General features: G+C 70.5%; 19 protein-coding genes. 14 read left to right on the top strand and 5 right to left on the bottom strand.

The features are described 5' to 3' along the window. Positions 1-38: 38 nt before the first annotated feature. The 3 genes from METY_RS18185 to METY_RS18175 form a co-directional block, all read right to left on the bottom strand. Complete coding sequence (locus tag METY_RS18185; RefSeq protein ID WP_103122801.1) at positions 39-542, bottom strand: GAF domain-containing protein; 504 nt, start codon at positions 540-542, stop codon at positions 39-41. A 100-nt stretch (positions 543-642) separates the two neighbouring features. Next, positions 643-1581: a glutaminase gene (locus tag METY_RS18180; protein ID WP_103122800.1), complete on the bottom strand. Its 939-nt coding sequence runs from the start codon at positions 1579-1581 to the stop codon at positions 643-645. 169 nt (positions 1582-1750) lie between these two features. Next, entirely contained in the window at positions 1751-3091 is a 1341-nt protein-coding gene (locus METY_RS18175) for a dicarboxylate/amino acid:cation symporter (RefSeq protein WP_103122799.1), read from the bottom strand. A gap of 275 nt (positions 3092-3366) precedes the next feature. Between METY_RS18175 and METY_RS18170 the strand changes: the two genes are divergently transcribed. From METY_RS18170 to METY_RS18160, 3 genes are all read left to right on the top strand, one after another. Then, the gene (locus METY_RS18170) at positions 3367-5142 is read left to right on the top strand and encodes a sensor histidine kinase (protein WP_244593729.1); all 1776 of its coding nucleotides are present in this window, start codon (positions 3367-3369) and stop codon (positions 5140-5142) included. Further along, positions 5142-6485, top strand: coding sequence for a sigma-54-dependent transcriptional regulator (locus METY_RS18165; RefSeq protein WP_103122797.1), 1344 nt, complete (start codon positions 5142-5144; stop codon positions 6483-6485). Before METY_RS18170 ends, METY_RS18165 begins: the two co-directional genes overlap by 1 nt. A 129-nt stretch (positions 6486-6614) precedes the next feature. Continuing rightward, positions 6615-8090, top strand: a complete 1476-nt coding sequence (locus tag METY_RS18160) for an ATP-binding protein (RefSeq protein WP_103122845.1) — start codon at positions 6615-6617, stop codon at positions 8088-8090. A gap of 235 nt (positions 8091-8325) precedes the next feature. Here METY_RS18160 and METY_RS18155 read toward each other — a convergent pair whose 3' ends face one another. Next, positions 8326-8559 (bottom strand): hypothetical protein, encoded by a 234-nt coding sequence (locus METY_RS18155; protein ID WP_103122796.1) that lies wholly within the window; start codon positions 8557-8559, stop codon positions 8326-8328. Positions 8560-8714: 155 nt separating this feature from the next. On the opposite strand from METY_RS18155, the gene METY_RS18150 reads away from it, so the two are divergent. The 3 genes from METY_RS18150 to METY_RS18140 all read left to right on the top strand — a co-directional run bounded on the left by METY_RS18150 (position 8715) and on the right by METY_RS18140 (position 11813). Continuing rightward, a complete protein-coding gene (locus METY_RS18150; RefSeq protein ID WP_103122795.1) occupies positions 8715-10301 on the top strand; it encodes a sensor histidine kinase in 1587 nt (528 codons plus the stop codon). Further along, positions 10298-10984 carry a response regulator transcription factor gene (locus METY_RS18145; protein ID WP_103122794.1) on the top strand — a complete coding sequence of 229 codons (687 nt, stop codon included), beginning with the start codon at positions 10298-10300 and terminating at the stop codon, positions 10982-10984. The genes METY_RS18150 and METY_RS18145 overlap by 4 nt, the downstream gene beginning before the upstream one ends. Before the next feature lie 136 nt (positions 10985-11120). Beyond that, complete coding sequence (locus tag METY_RS18140; protein ID WP_103122793.1) at positions 11121-11813, top strand: calcium-binding protein; 693 nt, start codon at positions 11121-11123, stop codon at positions 11811-11813. A gap of 6 nt (positions 11814-11819) precedes the next feature. On the opposite strand, the gene METY_RS18135 is transcribed toward METY_RS18140, so the two are convergent. Then, on the bottom strand, positions 11820-12779 hold the full coding sequence (locus tag METY_RS18135) for a LysR family transcriptional regulator (RefSeq protein WP_103122792.1): 960 nt from the start codon (positions 12777-12779) through the stop codon (positions 11820-11822). 98 nt (positions 12780-12877) lie between these two features. On the opposite strand from METY_RS18135, the gene METY_RS18130 reads away from it, so the two are divergent. From METY_RS18130 to METY_RS18095, 8 genes are all read left to right on the top strand, one after another. Beyond that, positions 12878-14137, top strand: a complete 1260-nt coding sequence (locus METY_RS18130) for a sarcosine oxidase subunit beta family protein (RefSeq protein ID WP_103122791.1) — start codon at positions 12878-12880, stop codon at positions 14135-14137. A 10-nt stretch (positions 14138-14147) separates the two neighbouring features. Beyond that, entirely contained in the window at positions 14148-14435 is a 288-nt protein-coding gene (locus tag METY_RS18125; protein WP_103122790.1) for a sarcosine oxidase subunit delta, read from the top strand. Next, positions 14435-17413 carry a sarcosine oxidase subunit alpha family protein gene (locus METY_RS18120; protein WP_103122789.1) on the top strand — a complete coding sequence of 993 codons (2979 nt, stop codon included), beginning with the start codon at positions 14435-14437 and terminating at the stop codon, positions 17411-17413. The genes METY_RS18125 and METY_RS18120 overlap by 1 nt, the downstream gene beginning before the upstream one ends. Beyond that, positions 17406-17984 (top strand): sarcosine oxidase subunit gamma, encoded by a 579-nt coding sequence (locus METY_RS18115; RefSeq protein WP_103122788.1) that lies wholly within the window; start codon positions 17406-17408, stop codon positions 17982-17984. Before METY_RS18120 ends, METY_RS18115 begins: the two co-directional genes overlap by 8 nt. Positions 17985-18061: 77 nt before the next feature. Further along, entirely contained in the window at positions 18062-18790 is a 729-nt protein-coding gene (locus METY_RS18110; RefSeq protein ID WP_103122787.1) for a helix-turn-helix domain-containing protein, read from the top strand. 161 nt (positions 18791-18951) lie between these two features. Next, entirely contained in the window at positions 18952-19842 is an 891-nt protein-coding gene (locus METY_RS18105; RefSeq protein ID WP_103122786.1) for a class II glutamine amidotransferase, read from the top strand. Positions 19843-19877: 35 nt separating this feature from the next. Next, positions 19878-20585 carry a protein glxC gene (locus tag METY_RS18100; protein ID WP_103122785.1) on the top strand — a complete coding sequence of 236 codons (708 nt, stop codon included), beginning with the start codon at positions 19878-19880 and terminating at the stop codon, positions 20583-20585. A 13-nt stretch (positions 20586-20598) separates the two neighbouring features. Continuing rightward, entirely contained in the window at positions 20599-21942 is a 1344-nt protein-coding gene (locus METY_RS18095) for an FMN-binding glutamate synthase family protein (protein ID WP_103122784.1), read from the top strand. Positions 21943-22001: the final 59 nt, after the last annotated feature.

Genomic DNA, 22001 nt, shown 5'->3' with positions numbered 1-22001 from the left:
TTTGTTCGCCTTCGCCTGCGGTTTGTCGCCCGGCGGCGTCAGGCCGCCGCGGGGCCGACGATCATCGTTCGCGCCCAGACAAGCGCCATGGCGTGTCGCGCCAGCGCGTGCAGACCGTCACGCTGCGCCAGCGTCAGGCCGCCGGGCCGTGGAACGCCGTCGCCGACGCAGACGGTCCCGATCATCTGGCCGGAGGGCGTACGCATGGCGACGCCCGCATAGAAGCGGCAGAACGGCGCGTGGGTCACCACGCCCTTGTGGCGGAACCGCTCGTCCGCCGCGAGATTGTCGACCACGAGTTCGTCGAGGTCGTTCTCGACCATGTACGAGCAGATGGCGTCGTTCCACGCGACCTCCTCGATACCGACGCCGATATGCGCCTTGTACCAATGCCGCTCGGCGTCGGCGAAGCTGACCACCGCCTGTCCCGCCTGGCACAGCACGCCGGCGAGCCGCGCGATGTCGTCGAACCGCGGCTCCGGCGGGGTGTCCAGAACCCCGTAAGCCCGGAGGGCGGCGATTCGAGCGGAGGCGTCGGCCATCTGGCCCTTCTGTCGGCGCCGTTGGGTTCGGTCCTGAGACCGCGGCGCGCGGTCGGCGGATAGGAGGGCGCGCGATGCGCGGAAGGCCTCCGGTATGTAGCTAGACGCCGAAAATCGACCAGCCCGTGCGCTTCACAAGCGCTTCAAGCGCGATGCGTCCGAGGTGCGAGTTTCCGGAGGCGTCGAGGCCCGGCGACCAGACCGCGATCGACGCCTTTCCCGGCGCCACCGCGAGGATGCCGCCGCCGACCCCGCTCTTGCCCGGCAGGCCCACGCGGTAGGCGAAATCGCCCGAGCCGTCGTAGTGCCCGCAGGTCAGCATGATTGCGTTGATGCGGCGCGCGCGCTCCGGCGTCACCACCGAACGCCCGGTCGAAGGCTGTACGCCGGAGTGCGCCAGGAAGCGGCCGGCCATCGCCAACTGCCGGCAGGACATCGCGATGGCGCAGTGGTGGAAGTAGACGCCCAGCGTGTAGTCGACCGGGTTCTCGATCACCCCGAACGACTTCATGTAGTTCGCGAGCGCGGCGTTGCGGAAGCCGGTCCGCTGCTCAGACGCCGCCACCGCTTCGTCGATCGCGATGGTGTCGTCGTCGGCCAGGAACTGCATGAAGCGCAGGATCTCGCCCAGCGCCTCCCGGGGCTGGTGGCCGGAGACGATGGCGTCGGTGACGGCGATGGCGCCGGCGTTGATGAAGGGATTGCGCGGCACGCCCTGCTCGCGCTCCAGCTGAACGATCGAGTTGAACGGACTGCCCGAGGGCTCACGGCCTACCCGCCGCCACAGCCGGTCGCCCGCCTTGCCGAGCGCCAGCGTCAGGGTGAACACCTTCGAGACGCTCTGGATCGAAAACGGCGCGTCGCTATCGCCGCCGGCGCTTACCCGGCCGTCGGCGTCGATGACGACCATGCCGAAAGCCGACGGATCGACCCGCGCAAGTTCGGGAATGTAGGTCGCGACCTCGCCGCGGTCCGGCCGCCGACGCATCTCGTCGGCGAGCTCCTGCACGATCAGGTCAAGGTCGGGGCGTAGGCTCATGGGGGAAGCTTGAACGAATTTACAGGCGCAGGCGCGGGTTTATTGGAGACGCTCCGAGCGACATCCGCGCGCAGCCCAAAACGAAGAGCGCCCCGGCTCGGGAGCCGGGGCGCTCGATGATCTGTCATGGGGCGGCGCGGGGGTCCACCCCCCGCATCCGCATAGCCGGTCATTCCGCCGGGACGAGCGCCGGAGCGGGAGACGCGGCTTCGAGCGCGGTCGGCTCGCCGGCGAGCGCGGCCCGCAGCTTGTCCGCGTCGAGTTCGCCTTCCCAACGGGCCACCACGATGGTCGCCACAGCGTTGCCGACGAGGTTCGTCAGAGCGCGGCACTCGGACATGAAACGGTCGATGCCGAGGATCAGCGCCATGCCGGCGACCGGCACGGAGGGAACAACCGACAGCGTCGCGGCGAGCGTGATGAAGCCCGCGCCGGTGATGCCGGCGGCGCCCTTGGAGCTCAGCATCGCGACGAGCAGCAGCAGCACCTGGTCGGCGAGGCTGAGCTCGATGCCGGTCGCCTGCGCGATGAACAGCGCGGCCAGCGTCATGTAGATGTTGGTGCCGTCGAGGTTGAACGAGTACCCGGTGGGGATGACGAGCCCGACCACCGACTTGCGGCAGCCCGCGCGCTCCATCTTCTCCATCAGCGTGGGCAGCGCGGCTTCCGAGGACGAGGTGCCGAGCACCAGCAGCAGCTCCTCCTTGATGTAGCGGAGCAGCGCAAGGATCGAGAAGCCGTTGTAGCGGGCGACCGCGCCGAGCACGATGAACACGAACAGCAGCGACGTCAGGTAGAAGGTGCCGACGAGCATCGCGAGGTTCGCGACCGAGCCGATGCCGTACTTGCCGATGGTGAAGGCCATTGCGCCGAAGGCGCCGATCGGGGCGGCCTTCATCAGGATCGAGACCAGCTTGAACATCGCCTGCGACAGCGAGACGAGGACGGTCATCACCGGCTCGCCCTTGTCGCCGACCGCGCCCAGCGCGATGCCGAACAGGACCGCGAAGAACAGCACCTGCAGGATGTCGCCCGAGGCGAGCGCGCTGACCGGCGTGTTGGGAATGATGTTGGTGAGGAAGCCGACGATCGTCGTGTCGTGGGCCTTGGCGGCGTAGTCGGCGACCGCCTTCGGGTCGAGCGAGGCCGGGTTGATGTTGAGGCCGGCGCCCGGCTGCACGACGTTGCCCACGACGAGACCGATGATCAGCGCCAGCGTCGAGAAGGTGAGGAAGTAGAGCATGGCCTTGCCGGCGACGCGACCGACCTTGCCCATGTCCCGCATGCCGGCGATGCCGGTCACGACGGTGAGGAAGATCACGGGGGCAATGACCATCTTCACCAGCTTGATGAAGGCGTCGCCGAGCGGCTTCAGGTCGGCGCCGACGGTCGGGTAGAAGTGGCCGAGCGCCACGCCCGCCGCGATCGCGACGAGAACCTGGACGTAGAGGTGCTGGTAGAACTTGCGGGGCGCGGCGGCCGGAGCCGCGGCAGGAACGGCGATCGCCATGATCTGTCCTCCTTGTCGACCGTCGTCGCCTTGTGGGGGCCGGCGCCGTTGCGGTCTGATGTGACGTTGCAGGGCGGCGTCGAGCCGACGTCGCGCAGTTCCATGCGCAATCCGCATGCCAGACGCGCCGAAACGCCGCGACCGCTTTAAGTCGTTGAATTCGCTGGCGATCGCCGGACGTCCAAAGATTTGCCTCGACAGGATGTGCGGAATGCCGCACAAATCCCGGCGGCCGCTGTGCGAAAAGCCACACAGGCTAAAGGGGCCGCGCCGCCGTGAACGCAGGACGCCGATGGTCGGGTTGGGTGCTGATGCTGCTCGCGGCGGCCGCCCTCGTCGCGCTCGACCGCGGCGCCGATTACGCGGGCGAGCGCTGGGCGCGGTCCAACCTGGTCGCCGCGGCGCAGGCGGCCGCGGACCTGCGGATTTCGGCCCTCCGAAGCGAGATCGAGAAGCAGCGCATCCTGCCGGTGGTGCTGGCGCAGGACCCGGACGTGCGCGGCGCGCTCGAAAGCCGCGACGCCGGGCGGCTGGCCGCCCTCGACGCCAAGTTCCGGACGCTGGCGGAGGGGACCCGGGCCGGCGCGATCTATCTGCTCGACGCCAAGGGACTGACGCTCGCCGCGAGCAACGCCGGCACGCCGACGAGCTTCGTCGGGTCGGATTACTCCTTCCGGCCCTATTACAGCCGCGCGATGGCGGACGGCGCGGCGGAGCATTTTGCCCTCGGCACGGTCAGCGGAAAGCCCGGCCTCTACCTCACCCGCCGCATCGACGGCGCCGGCGGCCCGCTCGGCGTGATGGTGGTGAAGGCCGAGTTCGAGGCGCTGGAGACGGAGTGGCGACGTTTCGCCGAGCCGACCTTCGTCACCGACGACCGTTCGATCGTGCTGATCGCGAGCGAGCCCGACTGGCGCTTCCGGGCGACCGCCCCGATCCCCGAGGAGCGGCGCGCCGAGCTCAGGGCCAGTCTTCAGTTCGGCGCCGCGCCTCTGGACCTTCTCCCGATCAGCTCGAGCGGCGACGGCCTTGTGCAGGCGGCGGCGAGCGCAGGCGCGCGCGCCCGCAGCTTCGTCGAAGCCGCAGCCCCGGTCCCCACCACCGCGTGGACGCTGCACGTCCTGGCGCCGACCGCGCCGTCGGTCGCGCTGGCGCGCACGGCGGCGCGCGCCTCCGCGCTGCTCGCCGGCGTGCTCGTGCTGGGCGCCGTCGGGTTCGCGCTGTCCCGACGTCGAAGGTCTGCGAGCGAGCGCGCGGCGCAAGCCGCCGCCCGGCGCGAGCTCGAGGAGCGGGTCGAGGCGCGCACCCTGGAGCTCCGCGCCGAAATCGACGAGCGCCGCCGCGCGGAGGCGGCGCTGCAGGACCTGCAGGACGAGCTCGTCCAGGCGAGCAAGCTCGCCGTGCTTGGCCAGATCGCCGCCAGCGTCGCGCATGAGATCAACCAGCCGGTCGCGGCGATCCGCACCTTCGCCGACAACGCCCGAACCTTCCTGGACCGCGCCCAGACCGGCCCCGCGGCGGACAACCTTGCGACCATCGCCGTCCTGACGGAGCGGATCGGCGCGATCACCGGCGAGCTGCGCGCCTTCGCGCGCAAGACCAAAGGGGTGACGGAGCCGGTCTCGCTCCGCGCCGCCGTCGACGGCGCGCTGCTGCTGGTCGGCCACCGTCTGCGCGAACAAGGCGTGACGCTCGATCTCGACCTCGCCGACGACGTGACGGTTGCGGGCGAGCGCGTCCGACTCGAGCAGGTCTTCGTCAACCTGCTGCAAAACGCCCTCGACGCGCTGGCGGACCGCCCCGGCGGCCGCATCGTGGTCTCCGCGGCCGTGACCGAGGACAGCGCCGTCGTGACCGTCGCCGACAACGGACCGGGCCTGCCGGACGCGGTCATGGGCGCGCTGTTCATGCCCTTCACCACGACGAAGCCGGCGGGCCTCGGCCTCGGCCTCGTCATCTCGCACGACATCGTCGCCGAGTTCGGCGGCCGCCTCGCCGCCGAAAACCGCGGCGGCGCGGTCTTCACCGTCACCCTACCGAGGCTCGCCTGATGGACGTCGCCTTCATCGACGACGACGAGATGCTGCGCGCGGCGAACGCCCAGGCCCTGACGCTGGCGGGCTTCGCGGTCGCGCCCTACCCCTCCGCGACCGCGGCCCTCGGCGCGCTCGGCGCGAGCTTTCCCGGCGTCGTCGTCACCGACGTGCGCATGCCGGGGATCGACGGACTGGAGCTGTTCCGCCGCCTGCGGGCGGTCGATCCCGACCTCCCGGTCATCCTCATCACCGGCCATGGCGACGTCGCGATGGCCGTCGAGGCGATGCGGGAGGGCGCCTACGACTTCGTGGCCAAGCCCTACCCCGCCGACCGGCTGCTGGGGCCGATCCGCCACGCGCTGGAGAAGCGGCGCCTGGTGCTGGAGAACCGCGCCCTCCGGCGCGCTGCCGAAGAAGCCAGCGCCACCGACATGCCGCTGCTGGGCGGGACGCCGGCGATGGAGCGGCTGCGCGCCACGCTGCGCCAGATCGCCGACGCCGATGTCGACGTGCTGATCGAGGGAGAGACCGGCGCCGGCAAGGAGGTGGTCGCGACCGCGTTGCACCGCTGGAGCCCGCGGGCGGCCCGGCCCTTCGTCGCGGTCAACTGCGGCGCCCTGCCGGAAAGCGTCATCGAGAGCGAGCTTTTCGGCCATGAGGCCGGCGCCTTCACCGGAGCGGTGAAGAAGCGTGTGGGCCGGATCGAGCACGCGCACGGCGGCACGCTGTTCCTCGACGAGATCGAGGCCATGCCGCCCGCGCTGCAGGTCAAGTTCCTGCGCGTGCTGGAAGCCCGGGAGGTGACACCGCTCGGCATGAACGAGACGCGGAAGGTCGACATCCGGGTGGCCGCGGCGTCCAAGGTCGACCTGCTGGATCTGGTGCGGACCAACGCCTTCCGCGAGGACCTCTACTACCGGCTGCACGTGGCGACGATCCGCATTCCGCCGCTGCGCGAACGGCGGGATGACGTGCCGCTGCTGTTCGCCCATTTCCTCGACCGCGCCGCCCGGCGGTTCCGCCGCGAACCGCCTCCGATGACCGCGACGGTCCGGCGGAAGCTCGACGAGCACGACTGGCCCGGCAACGTGCGCGAGCTCGCGCATTACGCGGAACGGGTGGCGCTCGGCCTCGACGACGGCCCGCCCCCCGCAGCCGCTCCGCCCGCCCCGCCCGGCGGCACCCTTCCCGACAGGGTCGAGGCCTTCGAGGCGGAGCAGATCCGCCAGGCGCTCGCCGCGACGCAGGGCGACATCCAGGCGACGCTTCTGGCCCTCGGCGTTCCGCGCAAGACGCTGTACGACAAGCTGAAGCGGCACGGGATCGACCAGAGCGCGTTCCGGCCCACCAAACGCTGACGTCCCCCAAAGCTCCGACGCTTCGAGGCGCCTTTCTGGGGAAAAGCCGGCTGCGGCTTGGACTCTGAGGCCGCGATCGACCACGGTTCGGCGCGCGACACGCGCAAGGGACGGCGACGACAAGGCATCATGACGGTCAGCATCGACATCGGCGCGAAGTCGAACGGACAGCGCTCGACGGTCGACCTCGAGGAGCTGCTCGCGACCCGTCTTCTCGTCCAGGGCAACTCCGGCTCGGGCAAGTCGCACCTGCTCCGCCGGCTGCTGGAGCAGAGCGCGCCCTGGGTGCAGCAGTGCGTGATCGACCCGGAGGGCGATTTCGTCACGCTCGCGGACGCCCATGGGCATGTGGTGGTGGAGGCCGCCGGCGTGGAGCGCGACCTTGCGATGATCGCCGAGCGGGCGCGGCGGCACCGGGTCTCGGTGATCCTCAACCTCGAGAGCCTGGACGTCGACCGCCAGATGCGCGCGGCGGCGGTCTTCCTGAACGCGCTGTTCGAGGTCGAGCGCGACTGCTGGTACCCAATGCTGGTGGTGGTGGACGAGGCGCAGCTGTTTGCGCCGGCGGCCTCCAGCGAGGCCGACGAGGAGTCCCGCCGGCAGGCGCTCGCCGCCATGACCAACCTGATGTGCCGCGGGCGAAAGCGCGGCCTCGCCGGCGTCATCGCGACGCAGCGGCTGGCGAAGCTCGCCAAGAACGTCGCGGCGGAAGCCTCCAACTTTTTGATGGGGCGCACATTCCTCGACATCGACATGGCGCGGGCCGCCGACCTGCTCGGAATGGAGCGCCGGCAGGCGGAAGCCTTCCGCAATCTCGACCGCGGCCAGTTCGTGGGGCTCGGCCCCGCCATCGGGCGCCGGCCGGAGACGGTGAAGATCGCGCCCGTGGCGACGCAGGGGCGCGGCGGCAGCCCGAAGCTCATGCCGCTGCCGGAGACGCTCGCCGAGGACGCGGCCGGGCTGATCTTCCGCCGCGGGGCGGACGAGGCTCGCCCACGCGCCGCGCCTGCGACGGCGAACACGGCCGAGGTGCTTGCTCAGCTCGCTCAGTCGCGCAGCGACGCGACCGCCGCCCAGCCGTTGCCGGCCGACCTGTTCGCCGACGCAGAGCGGGAGAGCAAGATCGCCGAGATCATGACGGCGATGATGGCCGAGCCCGACGCGAGCTTTCAGCCTGTGTCCTTGCTCTACCAAGACTTTCTCGTCCGCTGCCGCATCGCTCGCCTGCCTGGCGACGCGCCGGACTTGCCGCGGTTCCGGCGCGAGCTTGCGATTGCGAAGGCCGGCGTCGACGACGGCGAGGTGGCGAGTTCCGACTGGGATCAGGCGACGCTGATCGCGGCGTCGCTGCCGGAGGATGTGCGGGGCGTGTTTCTGCTGGTGGCGAAAGCGGCGTTGATGAAGGGGCCGTGCCCGAGCGACGCCGACATCGCGAAGGCCTATGGCACCCGCTCCACTGGGCGCGCGCGTCGGCTTCTGACCTACATGGAGGAGCGCGGCTTCATCAGTTGCGCCTCGGACCTGCGGGGCAACCGCATCGTCATGCTGCCCGACCTCGGCTGGCAGACGGCGCCCGGCGCGCTCGAAAGCGCGTCGGGGCATTGAACGTCGATTACTTGTTGAGGGCCGCCATCCACCAGGACATTGCGGTCATCCAGAACGCGATCGGGGTTCCAGCGAGAGGATGCATGAGAGGCGCTCCTGTTGCCGCCGACGGCGCGGGTCTCGCTTGGAGCGAGGCCTTTCCCGCCGGCCTTCGCTGGAAAAACGTCCTTCGCGCGGATCATGTTCCGCTAAGCCGACGAAAGCATGAGGCGACGGCCTGGGCCGCCCCGGGGCGTCAGGCGATCTTCTTGACCGTTCCGGCGTCCACGCCGAAGCCGGCGAGCTCGGCGGCGGACAGCGGTTGAAGAGGCGCGCTGGGGACGGCGCGGCCATAGGGAATCGCCTTCCGGGCGGCCTCGCGGTCGGCGATCGCCGCCACGTAGGAGCCCGCGACGCGCTGGTCGCCCTTCAGGTTGACGACCGGGATCGTCAGTTTCCATCCGGCGGCGGGCTGGGGCGTTTCGGTCATGGCGGCGCTCCTCGTCTTGTGATCTTGGCGCGATGCAAGCCGAGCGGGACGCCGGCGTCAATCGGCGCTCGCCCGGTCGACGCGCTTCCGGCCGCCCGTCATGATGCGCGCGCGGTCCGCCGCCCCACTCCCCTCACCTGGAGCCTGACCGGCCGATGACCGTGCGTTGGCGTATTTTCGTCTTCGAGATCGTGACCCTCGCCTTCGTGGCGCTGATGGTCGGGGTGACCGCGCTGTCGCTCAGGGTGGCGGACGATTTCGTGCGCCGCATCGACGGCGTCCATCACCGTTTCGAAGTGATCGCCGAACTGGACGGCCACGCCAACAACTACGCCGAGCAGATCGCCGAGGTGCTGCTGCTCGGGCCGGAGCAGATGCCGGACTTCGAGGCCGCGCGCCGCAAGATGGAGGAGGCGTTCGAGCGCCTCGCCCGCGTCACGCGGGCCGAAGTGCTGACCCTCGAAGGGATCGAGGAGGTGCGGCGGGAGATCTCGGACGTGGAGATGACGAGCCGCATGAACGAGCTCTACCGCGCCATCGACCGCGCGGCCGAGCACGTCTTCGCGCTTCAGCGCGACGGCAAGCAGGCCGAAGCGGTCGCCCATTTCCGGCGCGAGGTCGAGTATCGGTTGTCGAACGACTTCGAGACGCTGCTCGAGAACGCCCTGAAGGACGAGCGCGGCGAGGTCGCGAGCGAGCTCGCCGAGGTGCGTCGGCGTCAGCAGTGGCTTCTCATCGGCGCGATCGCGCTGACGCTGCTCGCCGTCCTGTTCAGCGCCGGCTTCGGTCTGATGCTGAAGCGGTCGATCGTTCGCCCGGTGCAGGATCTCGCGCAAGGCGCGAGAGCGATCGCGGACGGCGCGCTCGACGCCCGCATCCCCGTGCGCGGCCGAGACGAGTTCGCGGCGCTCGCGCGAACCTTCAACGACATGGCGCACGCGATCGAGGCCCAACGGGGAGAGCTCGTCACCGCGCAGCAGCGTCTGCACTCCGAGGTCGAGGCCCGCACCGCCGAGCTTCGGCACGCCAACGAGCGGCTGAGGGACGTGGACGCGCGTCGGGCCCAGTTCCTGGCGGACGTCAGCCACGAACTTCGGACGCCGCTGACGATCCTGCGCGGCGAGGCGGACGTCGCGCTGCGCGGGCGCGGCGATCCGGGCGACCAGGCGGAGGCCCTGTTCCGCATCCAGGAGCAGGCCGAAAGCCTCGGCTCGTTGCTCGACGACCTGCTGGCCTTCGCCCGGTCCGACGCGGAAGACCAGAGCTTCGAGATCACGCTGACGCGCGGCCGCGACGTCGCAGCCGCGGCGGCGGCCGAGGGCGAGGCGCTCGCCGCCCCGCGCGACATCCTGATCGAGACCGCCTGGAACGACGGCGGCGCCGTGATCGCCGCCGATGCGCGGCGGCTGAAGCAGGTCTTCCTGATCGGCCTCGACAACGCGATAAAGCATTCGCCGGCCGGCGGGCGCGTGCGCGTCGCGGCTCTCGTCGCCGACGGTCGGTTCGTGGTCGAGGTCTCGGACGAGGGGCCGGGCCTGTCGGAGGAGGATCGCGCGCATGTGTTCAGCCGGTTCTATCGTGGCCGCACGGTCGACCGCGGCTCCACCGGCGGCCTCGGCATCGGTCTCGCGATCGCTAAACTCATCGTCGAGCGGCACGACGGCGTGATCACGCTCGACAACCGACCCTCGGGCGGCGCCGTGCTGACCGTGTCGCTGCCGCTGGCGGAGGCCATGACGTGAAGATCCTGGTGGTGGAGGACGACCGCCGCATCGCCGACTTTCTCAGCCGCGGGCTGACCTCTGAAGGCTATCAGGTGACCGTCGCCCCGGACGGCCGCGACGGGCTGGAGCGCATGCGCTCGGGCGAGTTCGAACTCGTGATCCTCGACCGCATGCTGCCTTACGTCGACGGGCTCGAGGTCTGCCGGCTGGCGCGGCGGGAGCGGCTGACGGCGCTGATCCTGATGCTCACGGCGAAGGACGGGCTGCAGGACAAGATCGATGGCCTCAAGGGCGGCGCGGACGACTACCTCACCAAGCCGTTTTCATTCGACGAACTGCTGGCGCGGCTCGAAGCGCTGAAGCGGCGCCGCCCCGCGGAGGACACCCAGGCGACCCTCGCCGTCGGGCCCCTCACCCTCGACCCGGAGTCCCGGCGCGTGACCTGCCGCGGCCGCGAGATCTCGCTCACGGTCCGCGAGTTCGAGCTCCTGCGCTTCCTGATGGCGAACGCCGAGCGCGTGGTCAGCCGTCAGCGGCTGCTGAACAACGTCTGGGACTACACCTTCGACCCCGGCACCAAGGTGGTCGACGTCTACATCCGCTATCTCAGGAAGAAGCTTGAGGACGACGGCCCCCCGTTCATCATCCAGACGGTTCGGGGCGTCGGCTACAAGATCTCCGGCCGCGACGTCGCCCCATGATGCTTCGCCTTGTGTTGGCCGCCGCGCTCTCTCCAAATTCTAACCAACCGCTCAACGTGGTCTAACTGTGCCCGCTTAAGTTCAGCTCCAGAAGGGCCGGGCGGGGCGCCCGCCCGCATCATGTGGAGCTGATGAGATGGCGACGATCAACGGAACCTCCGGCGCTGACCGCCTCGTGGGAACGGGCGCGGCGGACGTGCTGCGCGGTTACGCCGGGCAGGACAAGCTGTTCGGCCAGGCGGGCGCGGACACGCTGTTCGGCGGCGACCAGAACGACGACCTCTTCGGCGGCGACGGCGCCGATCGGCTCTACGGCGACAACGGCGACGACGACCTCGAGGGCGGCGCGGGCGACGACCGGCTCGTGGGGGGCGCCGGCAATGACGATCTCGAAGGCGGGCTGGGCGACGACACGCTTTACGGAGGCGCCGGCCACGACGAGATCGAGGGCGGCGACGGCGACGACCGGCTGATCGGCGACGCGGGCAACGACGAACTCGACGGCGGAAACGGCCGCGACGTGCTGTTCGGCGGCGTCGGGAACGACGAACTCGACGGCGGCAAGGGCATCGACGTGCTGAGCGGCGGCGCGGGCGCCGACATCTTCGTGTTCGAGACCGGCGACGGCAAGGACCGCATCACCGACTTCCAGGACGGGACCGACAAGATCGAGCTCGACGTCGACGGCCTTGGCTTCAACGACCTGATCATCCGCTCGAACGCGGCGGGCGACGCCGTGATCACCTGGGCCGGCAACACCGGCTCCTCGATCACGCTCGACGACGTGTCGGCCGCGAGCCTCGGCGCGAACGACTTCATCTTCGACTGAGGCCGCTCAGGCGATCTGGACGAACCGCGCCAAGTCCGGCGCGACCGCGGCGAGCCGCGCGCGCACCCCTGCGCGGCTCGTCTCCGCCAGCTCCGCCGGCAACCGGCCGAGTTCGTGCGCGTAGGCGACCAGCGTCAGGCTGCGAGCGAACTCCGGCCCCGGCAGCGGGGCGCAGACCACCGCCCCCGGCGGCGGCGCGGCTTCGACCACGCAGAGCGGCGTGACGATGGCGAACCGCCCGCCCTCCGCCACCATAGACGCCACGCCCTGCGGCGTGTCGAACGACAGCCGCCGCGGCGGCTCGAGCCCGACCCGCCTCAGGTGCCGCTCGATCTCCACGCCGGTGCTCGACCGCGCGCTGAACCGCACCAGTTCGGAGCGCTCGGCCAGGCCTCTCAGGTCCTCAAGGCTTCCGACCGCGGGCACGCCCGGCGGCAGCATCAGCACGTAGGACTCGGTAAGGATCGGCCGGCGCTCGAGCCCTGCGACCTGCGCGAGGTCGTCGACGCCGATCATCACGTCGAGGTTGCGCGACAGCAGGGCGCTGGCGTGGGAGGCGGTCAGGCCGGACAGGATCGCCACCTCGTCCGCGCGCTGGGCGATCGCGTCCGCGAGCCTCGGCCCGAGCGTGCGCGACAGCGAGTCCACCAGGCCGAGCCGCACGAGCGGGAACCGCGCCCTCCCCGCCTCCCGCAGCATCGGCGCGATCTGGCGCGCTTCGGAGACCAGCGCCGAGGCGCGCTGGCGCAGCAGGACGCCGGCGGGCGTCAGCGCGATCGGGCGGATCGCGCGGTCGAACAGAGCGGCGCCGATCCGCAGTTCGAGCTCCGCCACGGCGAGCGACACCGCCGGCTGCGTCAGGCCCAGCCGCCGAGCCGCCGCCGCCATCGAGCCGGCGTCGCAGACGGCGAGGAAGATCGTCAGCTGCCGGAGATCGAAGGGAAGGTCGTCGGGACGCGGCTGCATCTTGGGGCTCCCACTATAAGTCCGATTTATATCTCATAGCGCCCGGCCGTCGGCCATAGTGCCGCCCGTCCTGTTTCGCGATCACCCCAGGCGCGCTCATGTCGACCGACCGGTATTCGATTTTCTCCGTGCTCCGTGAGGCGCTTCGCGGCCACACCGGCTGGAAGCCGGCCTGGCGCGAGCCGCAGCCGAAGGCGGCCTACGACATCGTCATCGTCGGCGGCGGCGGGCATGGGCTCGCGACGGCGCATTACCTCGCCAAGGTCCATGGGCTCACGAACATCGCGGTGGTCGAGAAGGGCTGGATCGGCGGCGGCAACGTCGGCCGCAACACCACCATCGTCCGCTCCAACTACCTGCTGCCGGGCAACGTCCCGTTCTACGAGCACTCCATGAAGCTCTGGGAGGAGCTGGAGCAGGACCTGAACTACAACGCGATGGTGAGCCAGCGCGGCGTGGTGAACCTGTTTCACTCCGACGGGCAGCGCGACGCCTACGCCCGCCGCGGCAACGCCATGCGCCTGCACGGCGTCGATTCCGAGCTGCTGGACGTGCCCGAGCTCAAGCGCATCCTGCCGATGCTCGACTTCGACAACGCCCGCTTCCCTGTGAAGGGCGCCCTGCGCCAGAAGCGCGGCGGCACGGTGCGGCACGACGCGGTCGCCTGGGGCTACGCCCGCGCTGCGGACAGACGCGGCGTCGACATCATCCAGAACTGCGAGGTCACGGGCTTCCGCATCGAGGCCGGCCGCGTCGTGGGCGTGGAGACGTCGCGCGGCTTCATCGGCGCGAAGAAGGTCGGCCTCGCCTGCGCCGGCAATTCCTCGCGCGTCGCGGGGATGGCGGGCCTGCGCCTGCCCATCGAGAGCCACGTGCTGCAGGCCTTCGTGTCGGAGGGGATCAAGCCCTTCATCGACACGGTCTGCACCTTCGGCGCCGGGCACTTCTACATCTCGCAGTCCGACAAGGGCGGCCTGGTCTTCGGCGGCGACATCGACGGCTACAACTCCTACGCCAGCCGCGGAAACCTGCCGACCATCGAGGACGTCGCCGAGGGCGGCATGGCGCTGATGCCCGCGATCGGCCGCGTGAAGCTTCTGCGGCACTGGGGCGGGATCATGGACATGTCGATGGACGGCTCGCCAATCATCGACCGCACGCCGATCGAGGGCCTCTACCTCAACGCCGGCTGGTGCTACGGCGGCTTCAAGGCGACGCCCGCCTCCGGCTGGAGCTTCGCGCACCTGATCGCGACCGACACGCCGCACGAGACCGCGACCGCCTACCGGCTCGACCGCTTCGCGACCGGCCGCGTCATCGACGAAAAGGGCGTCGGCGCCCAGCCGAACCTGCACTGAGGCCCAAGCCATGCGCATCCCCTGCCCCTATTGCGGCGTCCGCGGCGTGGACGAGTTCTCCTACCTCGGCGACGCCTCGCTGACCCGGCCCGACGCCTCCGCGCCGAACGCCGAGGCCGCCTTCGCCGACTACGTCTACCTGCGCGACAACCCTGCCGGACGGCACCGCGAGCTGTGGCAGCACGCGGCCGGCTGCCAGTCCTGGCTGGTAGTGACCCGCGACACCCGCACCCATGCGATCGAGCAGGTCGAAGCCGCCCGCGACGTCGCGGCGGCGCGCGCTTCGGGAGCCGAATGATGAGCCAGCCGAACCGCCTCGCCTCCGGGGGCCTGATCGACCGTGCGACGCCGCTCGCCTTCACCTTTGACGGTAAGGGCTACGTCGGCCACCCCGGCGACACGCTCGCCTCGGCGCTGCTCGCGAACGGGGTGACCCTCGTCGGGCGCTCGTTCAAGTACCACCGCCCGCGCGGCGTCCTGACCGCCGGCTCCGAGGAGCCGAACGCCCTCGTCGAGCTCCGGACCGGCGCGCGGCGCGAGCCGAACGTCAAAGCGACGGTCGCCGAGCTCTATGACGGGCTGGAGGCGCGCAGCCAGAACCGGTTTCCCTCCCTCGCCTTCGACCTGCTGGCGGTGAACCAGCTCGCGGCGCCGGTGTTCGTGGCGGGCTTCTACTACAAGACCTTCATGTGGCCGGCGAAGCTTTGGGAGAAGCTTTACGAGCCGCTGATCCGTCGCGCGGCGGGCCTCGGCCGCGCGGCGGACGCCGCCGATCCCGACGCCTACGAGAAGACCACCGCGCATTGCGACGTGCTGGTGATCGGCGGCGGTCCCGCCGGCCTCGCGGCCGCGCTCGCCGCCGGCCGCGCCGGGGCGCGGGTGATCCTCGCCGACGACGACTCCGTTCTCGGCGGCCGGCTGCTCTCGGACCGCCTGACGGTCGGCGACGGCGGCGGCGCCCAGTGGGCGGCCTCCGCCGCGTCCGAGCTTGCGAGCCTGCCCGACGTCACCGTGCTGACGCGCACCTCCGTGATCGGCGCCTACGACGGCGGCGTCTACGGCGCTCTGGAGCGCGTGTCGGACCACCGCGCGACGCCCTTGCCGCACCAGCCGCGGCAGCGGTTCTGGCGCATCGTCGCCAAGCGCTGCGTTCTTGCGGCCGGCGCGCTAGAGCGGCCGATCCCGTTCGGGAACAACGACGCCCCCGGCGTGATGCTGGCCGGCGCCGTGCGCAGCTACCTCAATCGCTTCGGCGTCGCGCCGGGCAAGCGGGCGGTCGTCTACGCCAACAACGACGACGCCGCGAAGACCGTGTTCGATCTCGCCGCCGCCGGCTGCGAGATCGCCGCCGTGGTCGACGCCAGCGGCGACGCGCCGGCGCTCGCAGCCGCCGCCCGCTCCGCCGGCGCGCCCTTGATCTTCGGCGGCGCCGTCGTGCGCGCCTACGGCGGCCAGTCTGTGAAGGGCTGCGAGATCGCGGACTCCCGCGGCCGCAGCTTCAACGTCGCCTGCGATCTCGTCGCCGTGTCCGGCGGCTGGAACCCTTCGATCCAGATCGCGACGCATCTTGGCGGCCGGCCGGCCTGGGACGCGCAGCGCGCCGCCTTCCTGCCGGGCTCGCGTCCCCCCGGCATGGACGTCGCCGGCGCCGCCTCCGGAGCGTTCGCCCTGGCGGAGGCCTTCGCCGAAGGCGGTCGGCTCGGCGCTGCGGCGGCGGAGGCTTGCGGCTACGCGGCGACCCCGTTCGAAGCGCCGCAGACCGAGCCCGAGACCGACGCCGTCCACGGCCATGGGCCTTGGAAGCCCAAGAGATCTCGCGGCAAGGCCTTCGTCGACTTCCAGAACGACGTGACCGTAAAGGACGTGGAGCTGGCGGCGCGCGAAGGCTTCAAGTCGGTGGAGCATCTCAAGCGCTACACCACCCTCGGCATGGCGACCGACCAAGGCAAGACCGCAAACGTGGTCGGGCTCGCGCTGATGGCGGAGATCACCGGCCGCTCGATCCCGGACACCGGCACGACGCTGACGCGGCCGCCCTTCACGCCGGTCGCCATCGGCGCGCTCGGCGGCGCGCACCGCCACAAGGAGTTCCGCCCCACCCGACTGCCGCCCTCGCACTTCTGGGCCGAGGAGCAGGGCGCGGTCTTCGTTGAGACCGGGCTGTGGATGCGCGCGGCCTACTTTCCGCGCGCCGGCGAAGCCGACTGGCTCGAGACCACCATCCGCGAGGTCAACACTGTTCGCACCGCCGTCGGCGTCTACGACGCCTCGACGCTCGGCAAGATCGACGTGCAGGGCGCGGACGCCGGCGTCTTCCTTGACCGGGTCTACATCAACGGCTTCTCGACCATGCCCGTGGGCAAGGCGCGCTACGGCGTGATGCTGCGCGAGGACGGCTTCGCCATGGACGACGGCACCGTCGCCCGGCTCAGTCCGACGCATTACTACGTGACGACCTCGACGGCGCACGCGGCGCAAGCCATGCGGCATCTCGAGTACTGCCGCCAGTGGCTTTGGCCCGAGCTCGACGTCCACCTCGCTTCGATCACCGACCAGTGGGCGAAATACGCCATCGCCGGTCCGCGCTCGCGCGACGTGGTGGCGTCGCTGGTCGACGACGCGGACGTGTCGGACGCGGGGCTCCCCTATCTTGGCGTCAAGGAAGTCACCGTGGGCGGCGGCGTGAAGGCGCGGCTGTTCCGCCTCTCGTTCTCCGGCGAGATGGCCTTCGAGCTCGCGGTGCCCGCCCGCTACGGCGACGCGACCATCCGCGCGATCATCGCGGCCGGCCAGCCGTTCGGCATCTGCCCCTACGGCGCGGAGGCGCTCTCGGTGATGCGCATCGAGAAGGGGCATGCTGCGGCGGCCGAACTCAACGGCACGACCACGGCGTTCGACCTCGGTCTCGGCGGCATGATGTCCAAGAAAAAGGACTATGTCGGCCGCGTCATGGCGGAGCGCGCCGCGCTGACCGACCCCGCCCGTCCGCGGCTCGTCGGCTTCAGGCCGGTCGATCGCTCCGCGCGGCTCCGCGGCGGCGCGCACTTCATCCCGCGCGAGGCCACGGCGACCGCCGACAACGACCAAGGCTACATGACCTCGGTCGCTTACTCGCCGTCGAACGGCTGCTGGATCGGGCTCGGTTTCCTCACGAACGGTCCCGAACGTATCGGAGAGATCGTCCGCGCCGTCGATCCGGTGCGCGACGGCGACGTCGAGGTCGAGGTCGTCGCTCCCGTCTTCGTCGATCCCGAAGGAGTTCGCGTCCGTGGCTGAGCCTCTCGTCGCCCGCTCGGCCTTCCGGCCGCACGTCGCTCCCCTCGCCTCGACGACAGGCGTCGCCGGCGTCGCCTTGCGCGAAGCGGAGGGCCTGACCCTCGCCTCGGTGGCGGCCTTCCGCGGGCGCGAGGCTGAGCTCGCCGACGCCGTGCGCGTGGCCTACGGCCTCGAGCTTCCAACCGGCCCGAAGCGCGCCGCCTCAGGCGACGTCGCCTTCATAGGCGCCGGGCCCGGCAAATGGCTCGCGGTGTCCTCCGGCGCCGCGGACTTCGCCGGCCTCCCGGCGGCGGTCGCGGACCAGTCCGATGGCCGCACGGTCGTCCGGGTGTGGGGACCGCGCGCCCGCGAGACGCTTGCGACGCTGACCGCGATCGACCTGCATCCGCGGGTGTTCGGCGTGGGCGACGCGGCGCTCACCCACGCCGCCTCGATCTCCATCCACCTCTGGCAGGCGGATGACGCCCCGACCTATGAGATCGCGGTGTTCCGCACCTTCGCCGCCACGTTCTGGCGCTGGCTGGCGGAGGCGGCGCAGTCCCGCAGCGTCGACGCTCGCCACGGCGGTTAGGAACCGACGAACGCAAGGCTTGGGGATCGGCCAAAGGTTGGTTAGCCTACGAACGTTTCCTGAGAGGAAAAGTCCGTATGGCCAGCAAGTCCGCGAACGTCGCCGCCAAGACGGCCGCGCCCAAACCGTCCGTCGCGAAGACAGCGGCGGCGCCGGTCGCGCCGCAGCTTGAGGTCGTCGAGCCTGCGGACGACGAGGACTACGTCACGGGCTCCGGCGCTCCGGCCGCGCCCGAGCGGCGGACGCTCGAACAGGCGATCGGCCTGCAGATCCGGCACCACCGCAAGCTCATGGGACTGACGGTCGCCGAGCTCGCGGCCGCGGCGAGCGTGTCCACGGGCATGCTGTCAAAGATCGAAAACGGTCAGATTTCACCGTCCCTGACGTCGCTGCAGACGCTCGCGGCGGCGCTGAACATGCCGATCAGCCTGCTGTTCGCCGGCTTCGAGGAGAGGCGCGACTGCTCCTATGTGCCCGCCGGCCAGGGCGTCGTGATCCAGCGGCGCGGCACCAAGGTCGGCCACAATTACGAACTGCTCGGGCACATGCTGGGCGGGGCGATCGCGGTCGAGCCCTACCTGATCACGCTCACCGAGGACGCGGCGCCCTACACCGCGTTCCAGCATGAGGGCACCGAGCTGATCTACATGCTGACCGGCGAGGTGGTCTACGCCCACGCCGGCAACAGCTACCACCTCAAGCCCGGCGATTCGCTGCTGTTCGATTCCGGCGCGCCCCACGGGCCGGAGCGGCTGGTGGTGAAGCCGATGACCTATCTCTCGGTCATTATGTACGAGAAGGACTGATGCTCCCGTCCCTGTTCGGGACGAGGCCAGCGCTGGAAAATCAAAGGCTGAGTTTCTTCTGAAGAATTTTTTTTTCCGCTTCATTGACGCGTTGACGCGCGGCGGATAGCTTCCGGTCTCAAGGCCCCCGGGCCACAGCACGCGAGACAGGGAGCCCCTTCATGTGCGGCATCGTCGGTCTGTTTCTGAAGGACAAGGCGCTCGAGCCGAAGCTCGGCGAGATGCTGAGCGGGATGCTCGGCACGATGTGCGGCCGGGGGCCGGACTCGGCCGGTTTCGCCGTCTACGGCGCGGGCGAGAGCGACGAGGTGAAGCTCACCCTCCGCGCCGCCGAGGGCTATGACTTCGTCGGCCTCGCCGCCAAGCTTGGCGACGGCGCCGAGATCCTCCAGCGCGCGACCCATGCGGTCCTGACCGTTCCCTCCGCCGACGAAGCCGACGTCCGCGCCAAGATCGCGGCGCTCGCCCCCGAGGTGACGGTGGTTGGCGCCGGCTCCCGCATGGAGCTCTACAAGGAGGTCGGCATGCCGACCGACGTCGCGGTGCGCTTCGACCTCGCCAAGATGGCCGGCACCCACGGCATCGCGCACACCCGCATGGCGACCGAGAGCGCGGTCACGACCAACGGCGCGCACCCCTTCTCCACCGGGCTCGACCAGTGCCTGGTGCACAACGGCTCGCTGTCGAACTTCCGCACCGTGCGCCGCAACCTCGAGCGCGCGGGCGTGACGATCCAGACCGAGAACGACAGCGAAGTGGCCGCCGGCTACCTGACCTGGCGCATGAAGGAGGGCCGCTCGCTCGGCGAGGCGCTCGAAGACAGCCTCGACGACCTCGACGGCTTCTACACCTTCGTGGTCGGCACCGAGTCCGGCTTCGGCGTGCTGCGCGACCCTATCGCCTGCAAGCCCGCGGTGATGGCCGAGACCGACCAGTACGTCGCCTTCGGTTCCGAGTACCGCGCGCTCGCCGGCCTGCCCGGCATCGAGAACGCCAAGATCTTCGAGCCTGAACCCGCCAAGGTCTACTTCTGGGACCGCGCCGCGGCCTGATGACGACGACAACACCCAACCAGGGGGCGCCGCTCATGAACGCGAGCACGCAGAGTCATTCCTTCGATCTCTCCACCGCCAAGGTCCGTGATCTCAACGCCGCGCTGCACGCGCTGAAGGAGGGGTCCAACGCCTCGCTGTGGCGGGTGTCGAACCCGCGCGGGCTGCATGCGCTCGCGGCCGGCCTCGACGCGCCGGTCACCGTCGAGATCGACGGACCCGTCGGCTACTACTGCGCCGGCATGAACAAGCAGGCGACCGTGATCGTCCGCGGCAACGCCGGCGTCGGCATCGGCGAGAACATGATGTCCGGGCGGATCGAGGTCGAGGGCGACGCGAGCCAGGCTGCGGGGGCGACCGCCCATGGCGGACTTTTGTTCATCCGCGGTCAGGCCGGGGCGCGCTGCGGCATCTCGATGAAGGGCGTCGACATCGTCGTCGGCGGCTCGGTCGGCCACATGTCCGCCTTCATGGCGCAGGCCGGCACGCTCACGGTGCTGGGCGACGCCGGCGAAGCGCTCGGCGACTCCATCTACGAGGCGCGGCTCTACGTCCGCGGGTCCGTGAAGAGCCTCGGCGCCGACTGCGTCGAGAAGGAGATGCGCGACGAGCACAAGGCGCAGGTGTTCGAAAAGCTGAAGGCGGCGGGCCTCGAGGGTCAGGTCGATCCTTCTGAGTTCAAGCGCTACGGCTCGGCCCGCACGCTCTACCACTTCCACGTCGACAACGCGTCCGCGTACTGAGGGACAGACGACGATGAACGAGCACGTCAAGGGCCCCAGCGCCCCGCGCACCCTCCCCCGCGAGAGCGCGACCTTCGACGCCTACACCCTCTCCGAGATCCGCCGCGCGGCGGCGACCGGCATCTACGACATCCGCGGCGCCGGCGCGAAGCGCAAGCTGCCCCACTTCGACGACCTGCTGTTCCTCGGCGCGTCGATGTCGCGCTACCCGCTCGAGGGCTACCGCGAGAAGTGCGGCACGGGCGTCGTGCTGGGCGACCGCTTCGCCAAAAAGCCGATCGAGCTCAAGATCCCGATCACCATCGCCGGCATGAGCTTCGGCTCGCTGTCGGGTCCGGCCAAGGAAGCGCTCGGCCGCGGGGCGTCCGCGATGGGCACCTCCACGACGACCGGCGACGGCGGCATGACCCCGGAGGAGCGCGGGCACTCGACCAAGCTGGTCTACCAGTACCTGCCCTCGCGCTACGGCATGAACCCGGACGACCTGCGCAAGGCGGACGCGATCGAGGTCGTGGTCGGCCAGGGCGCGAAGCCCGGCGGCGGCGGCATGCTGCTCGGCCAGAAGATCTCGCCGCGCGTCGCCAAGATGCGGACGCTCCCCGAGGGCATCGACCAGCGCTCGGCCTGCCGTCATCCCGACTGGACCGGCCCGGACGACCTCGAGATCAAGATCGAGGAGCTGCGCGAGATCACCGACTGGGAGAAGCCGATCTACGTGAAGGTCGGCGCGGCGCGGCCCTATTACGACACCGCGCTCGCGGTGAAGTCGGGCGCCGACGTCGTGGTCGTCGACGGCATGCAGGGCGGCACCGCCGCCACGCAGGAGGTGTTCATCGAGAACGTCGGCATCCCGACGCTCGCCGCCGTCCATCAGGCCGTGAAGGCGCTGCAGGATCTCGGCATGCACCGTAAGGTGCAGCTGATCGTCTCCGGCGGCATCCGCAACGGCGCCGACGTCGCGAAGGCGCTGGCGCTGGGCGCAGATGCGGTCGCGATCGGCACCGCGGCGCTCGTCGCGCTCGGCGACAACGATCCGCGCTGGGACGCCGAATACGAGGCGCTCGGAACCAAGGCCGGCGCCTACGACGACTGGCACGAGGGCCGCGACCCCGCGGGCATCACCACCCAGGATCCCGAGCTGATGAAGCGCCTCGATCCGGAGATCGCCGGCCGCCGGCTCGCGAACTACCTCTCAGTCATGACGCTCGAGGCGCAGACCATCGCCCGCGCCTGCGGCAAGAGCCACGTCCACAACCTCGAGCCCGAAGACCTCGTGGCCCTGACGATCGAGGCGGCCGCTATGGCGAACGTCCCGCTCGCGGGCACGAACTGGATCCCCGGCAAGACCGGGTTCTGAACGACGAAGAACAGAAGGTCCGCCGACGTCCCCCGGAGGGCCTTCCGTCCTCCGGAACG

Source organism: Methylopila sp. Yamaguchi (assembly GCF_002897035.1).
Classification (GTDB): Bacteria; Pseudomonadota; Alphaproteobacteria; order Rhizobiales; family Methylopilaceae; genus Methylopila.
The sequence above is the reverse complement of the archived record's forward strand: the minus strand, read 5'-3'. Positions and strand labels throughout refer to the sequence as shown.

Excerpts from the sequence above, each read along its gene's own strand:
- METY_RS18160 (WP_103122845.1), top strand. The coding sequence starts at position 6,615 with ATGACGGTCAGCATCGACATCGGCGCGAAGTCGAACGGACAGCGCTCG.
- METY_RS18100 (WP_103122785.1), top strand. The coding sequence starts at position 19,878 with ATGAACGCGAGCACGCAGAGTCATTCCTTCGATCTCTCCACCGCCAAG.
- METY_RS18155 (WP_103122796.1), bottom strand. The coding sequence starts at position 8,559 with ATGACCGAAACGCCCCAGCCCGCCGCCGGATGGAAACTGACGATCCCG.
- METY_RS18185 (WP_103122801.1), bottom strand. The coding sequence starts at position 542 with ATGGCCGACGCCTCCGCTCGAATCGCCGCCCTCCGGGCTTACGGGGTT.
- METY_RS18175 (WP_103122799.1), bottom strand. The coding sequence starts at position 3,091 with ATGGCGATCGCCGTTCCTGCCGCGGCTCCGGCCGCCGCGCCCCGCAAG.
- METY_RS18165 (WP_103122797.1), top strand. The coding sequence starts at position 5,142 with ATGGACGTCGCCTTCATCGACGACGACGAGATGCTGCGCGCGGCGAAC.
- METY_RS18125 (WP_103122790.1), top strand. The coding sequence starts at position 14,148 with ATGCGCATCCCCTGCCCCTATTGCGGCGTCCGCGGCGTGGACGAGTTC.
- METY_RS18150 (WP_103122795.1), top strand. The coding sequence starts at position 8,715 with ATGACCGTGCGTTGGCGTATTTTCGTCTTCGAGATCGTGACCCTCGCC.
- METY_RS18135 (WP_103122792.1), bottom strand. The coding sequence starts at position 12,779 with ATGCAGCCGCGTCCCGACGACCTTCCCTTCGATCTCCGGCAGCTGACG.
- METY_RS18180 (WP_103122800.1), bottom strand. The coding sequence starts at position 1,581 with ATGAGCCTACGCCCCGACCTTGACCTGATCGTGCAGGAGCTCGCCGAC.
- METY_RS18105 (WP_103122786.1), top strand. The coding sequence starts at position 18,952 with ATGTGCGGCATCGTCGGTCTGTTTCTGAAGGACAAGGCGCTCGAGCCG.
- METY_RS18110 (WP_103122787.1), top strand. The coding sequence starts at position 18,062 with ATGGCCAGCAAGTCCGCGAACGTCGCCGCCAAGACGGCCGCGCCCAAA.
- METY_RS18095 (WP_103122784.1), top strand. The coding sequence starts at position 20,599 with ATGAACGAGCACGTCAAGGGCCCCAGCGCCCCGCGCACCCTCCCCCGC.
- METY_RS18140 (WP_103122793.1), top strand. The coding sequence starts at position 11,121 with ATGGCGACGATCAACGGAACCTCCGGCGCTGACCGCCTCGTGGGAACG.
- METY_RS18120 (WP_103122789.1), top strand. The coding sequence starts at position 14,435 with ATGAGCCAGCCGAACCGCCTCGCCTCCGGGGGCCTGATCGACCGTGCG.
- METY_RS18130 (WP_103122791.1), top strand. The coding sequence starts at position 12,878 with ATGTCGACCGACCGGTATTCGATTTTCTCCGTGCTCCGTGAGGCGCTT.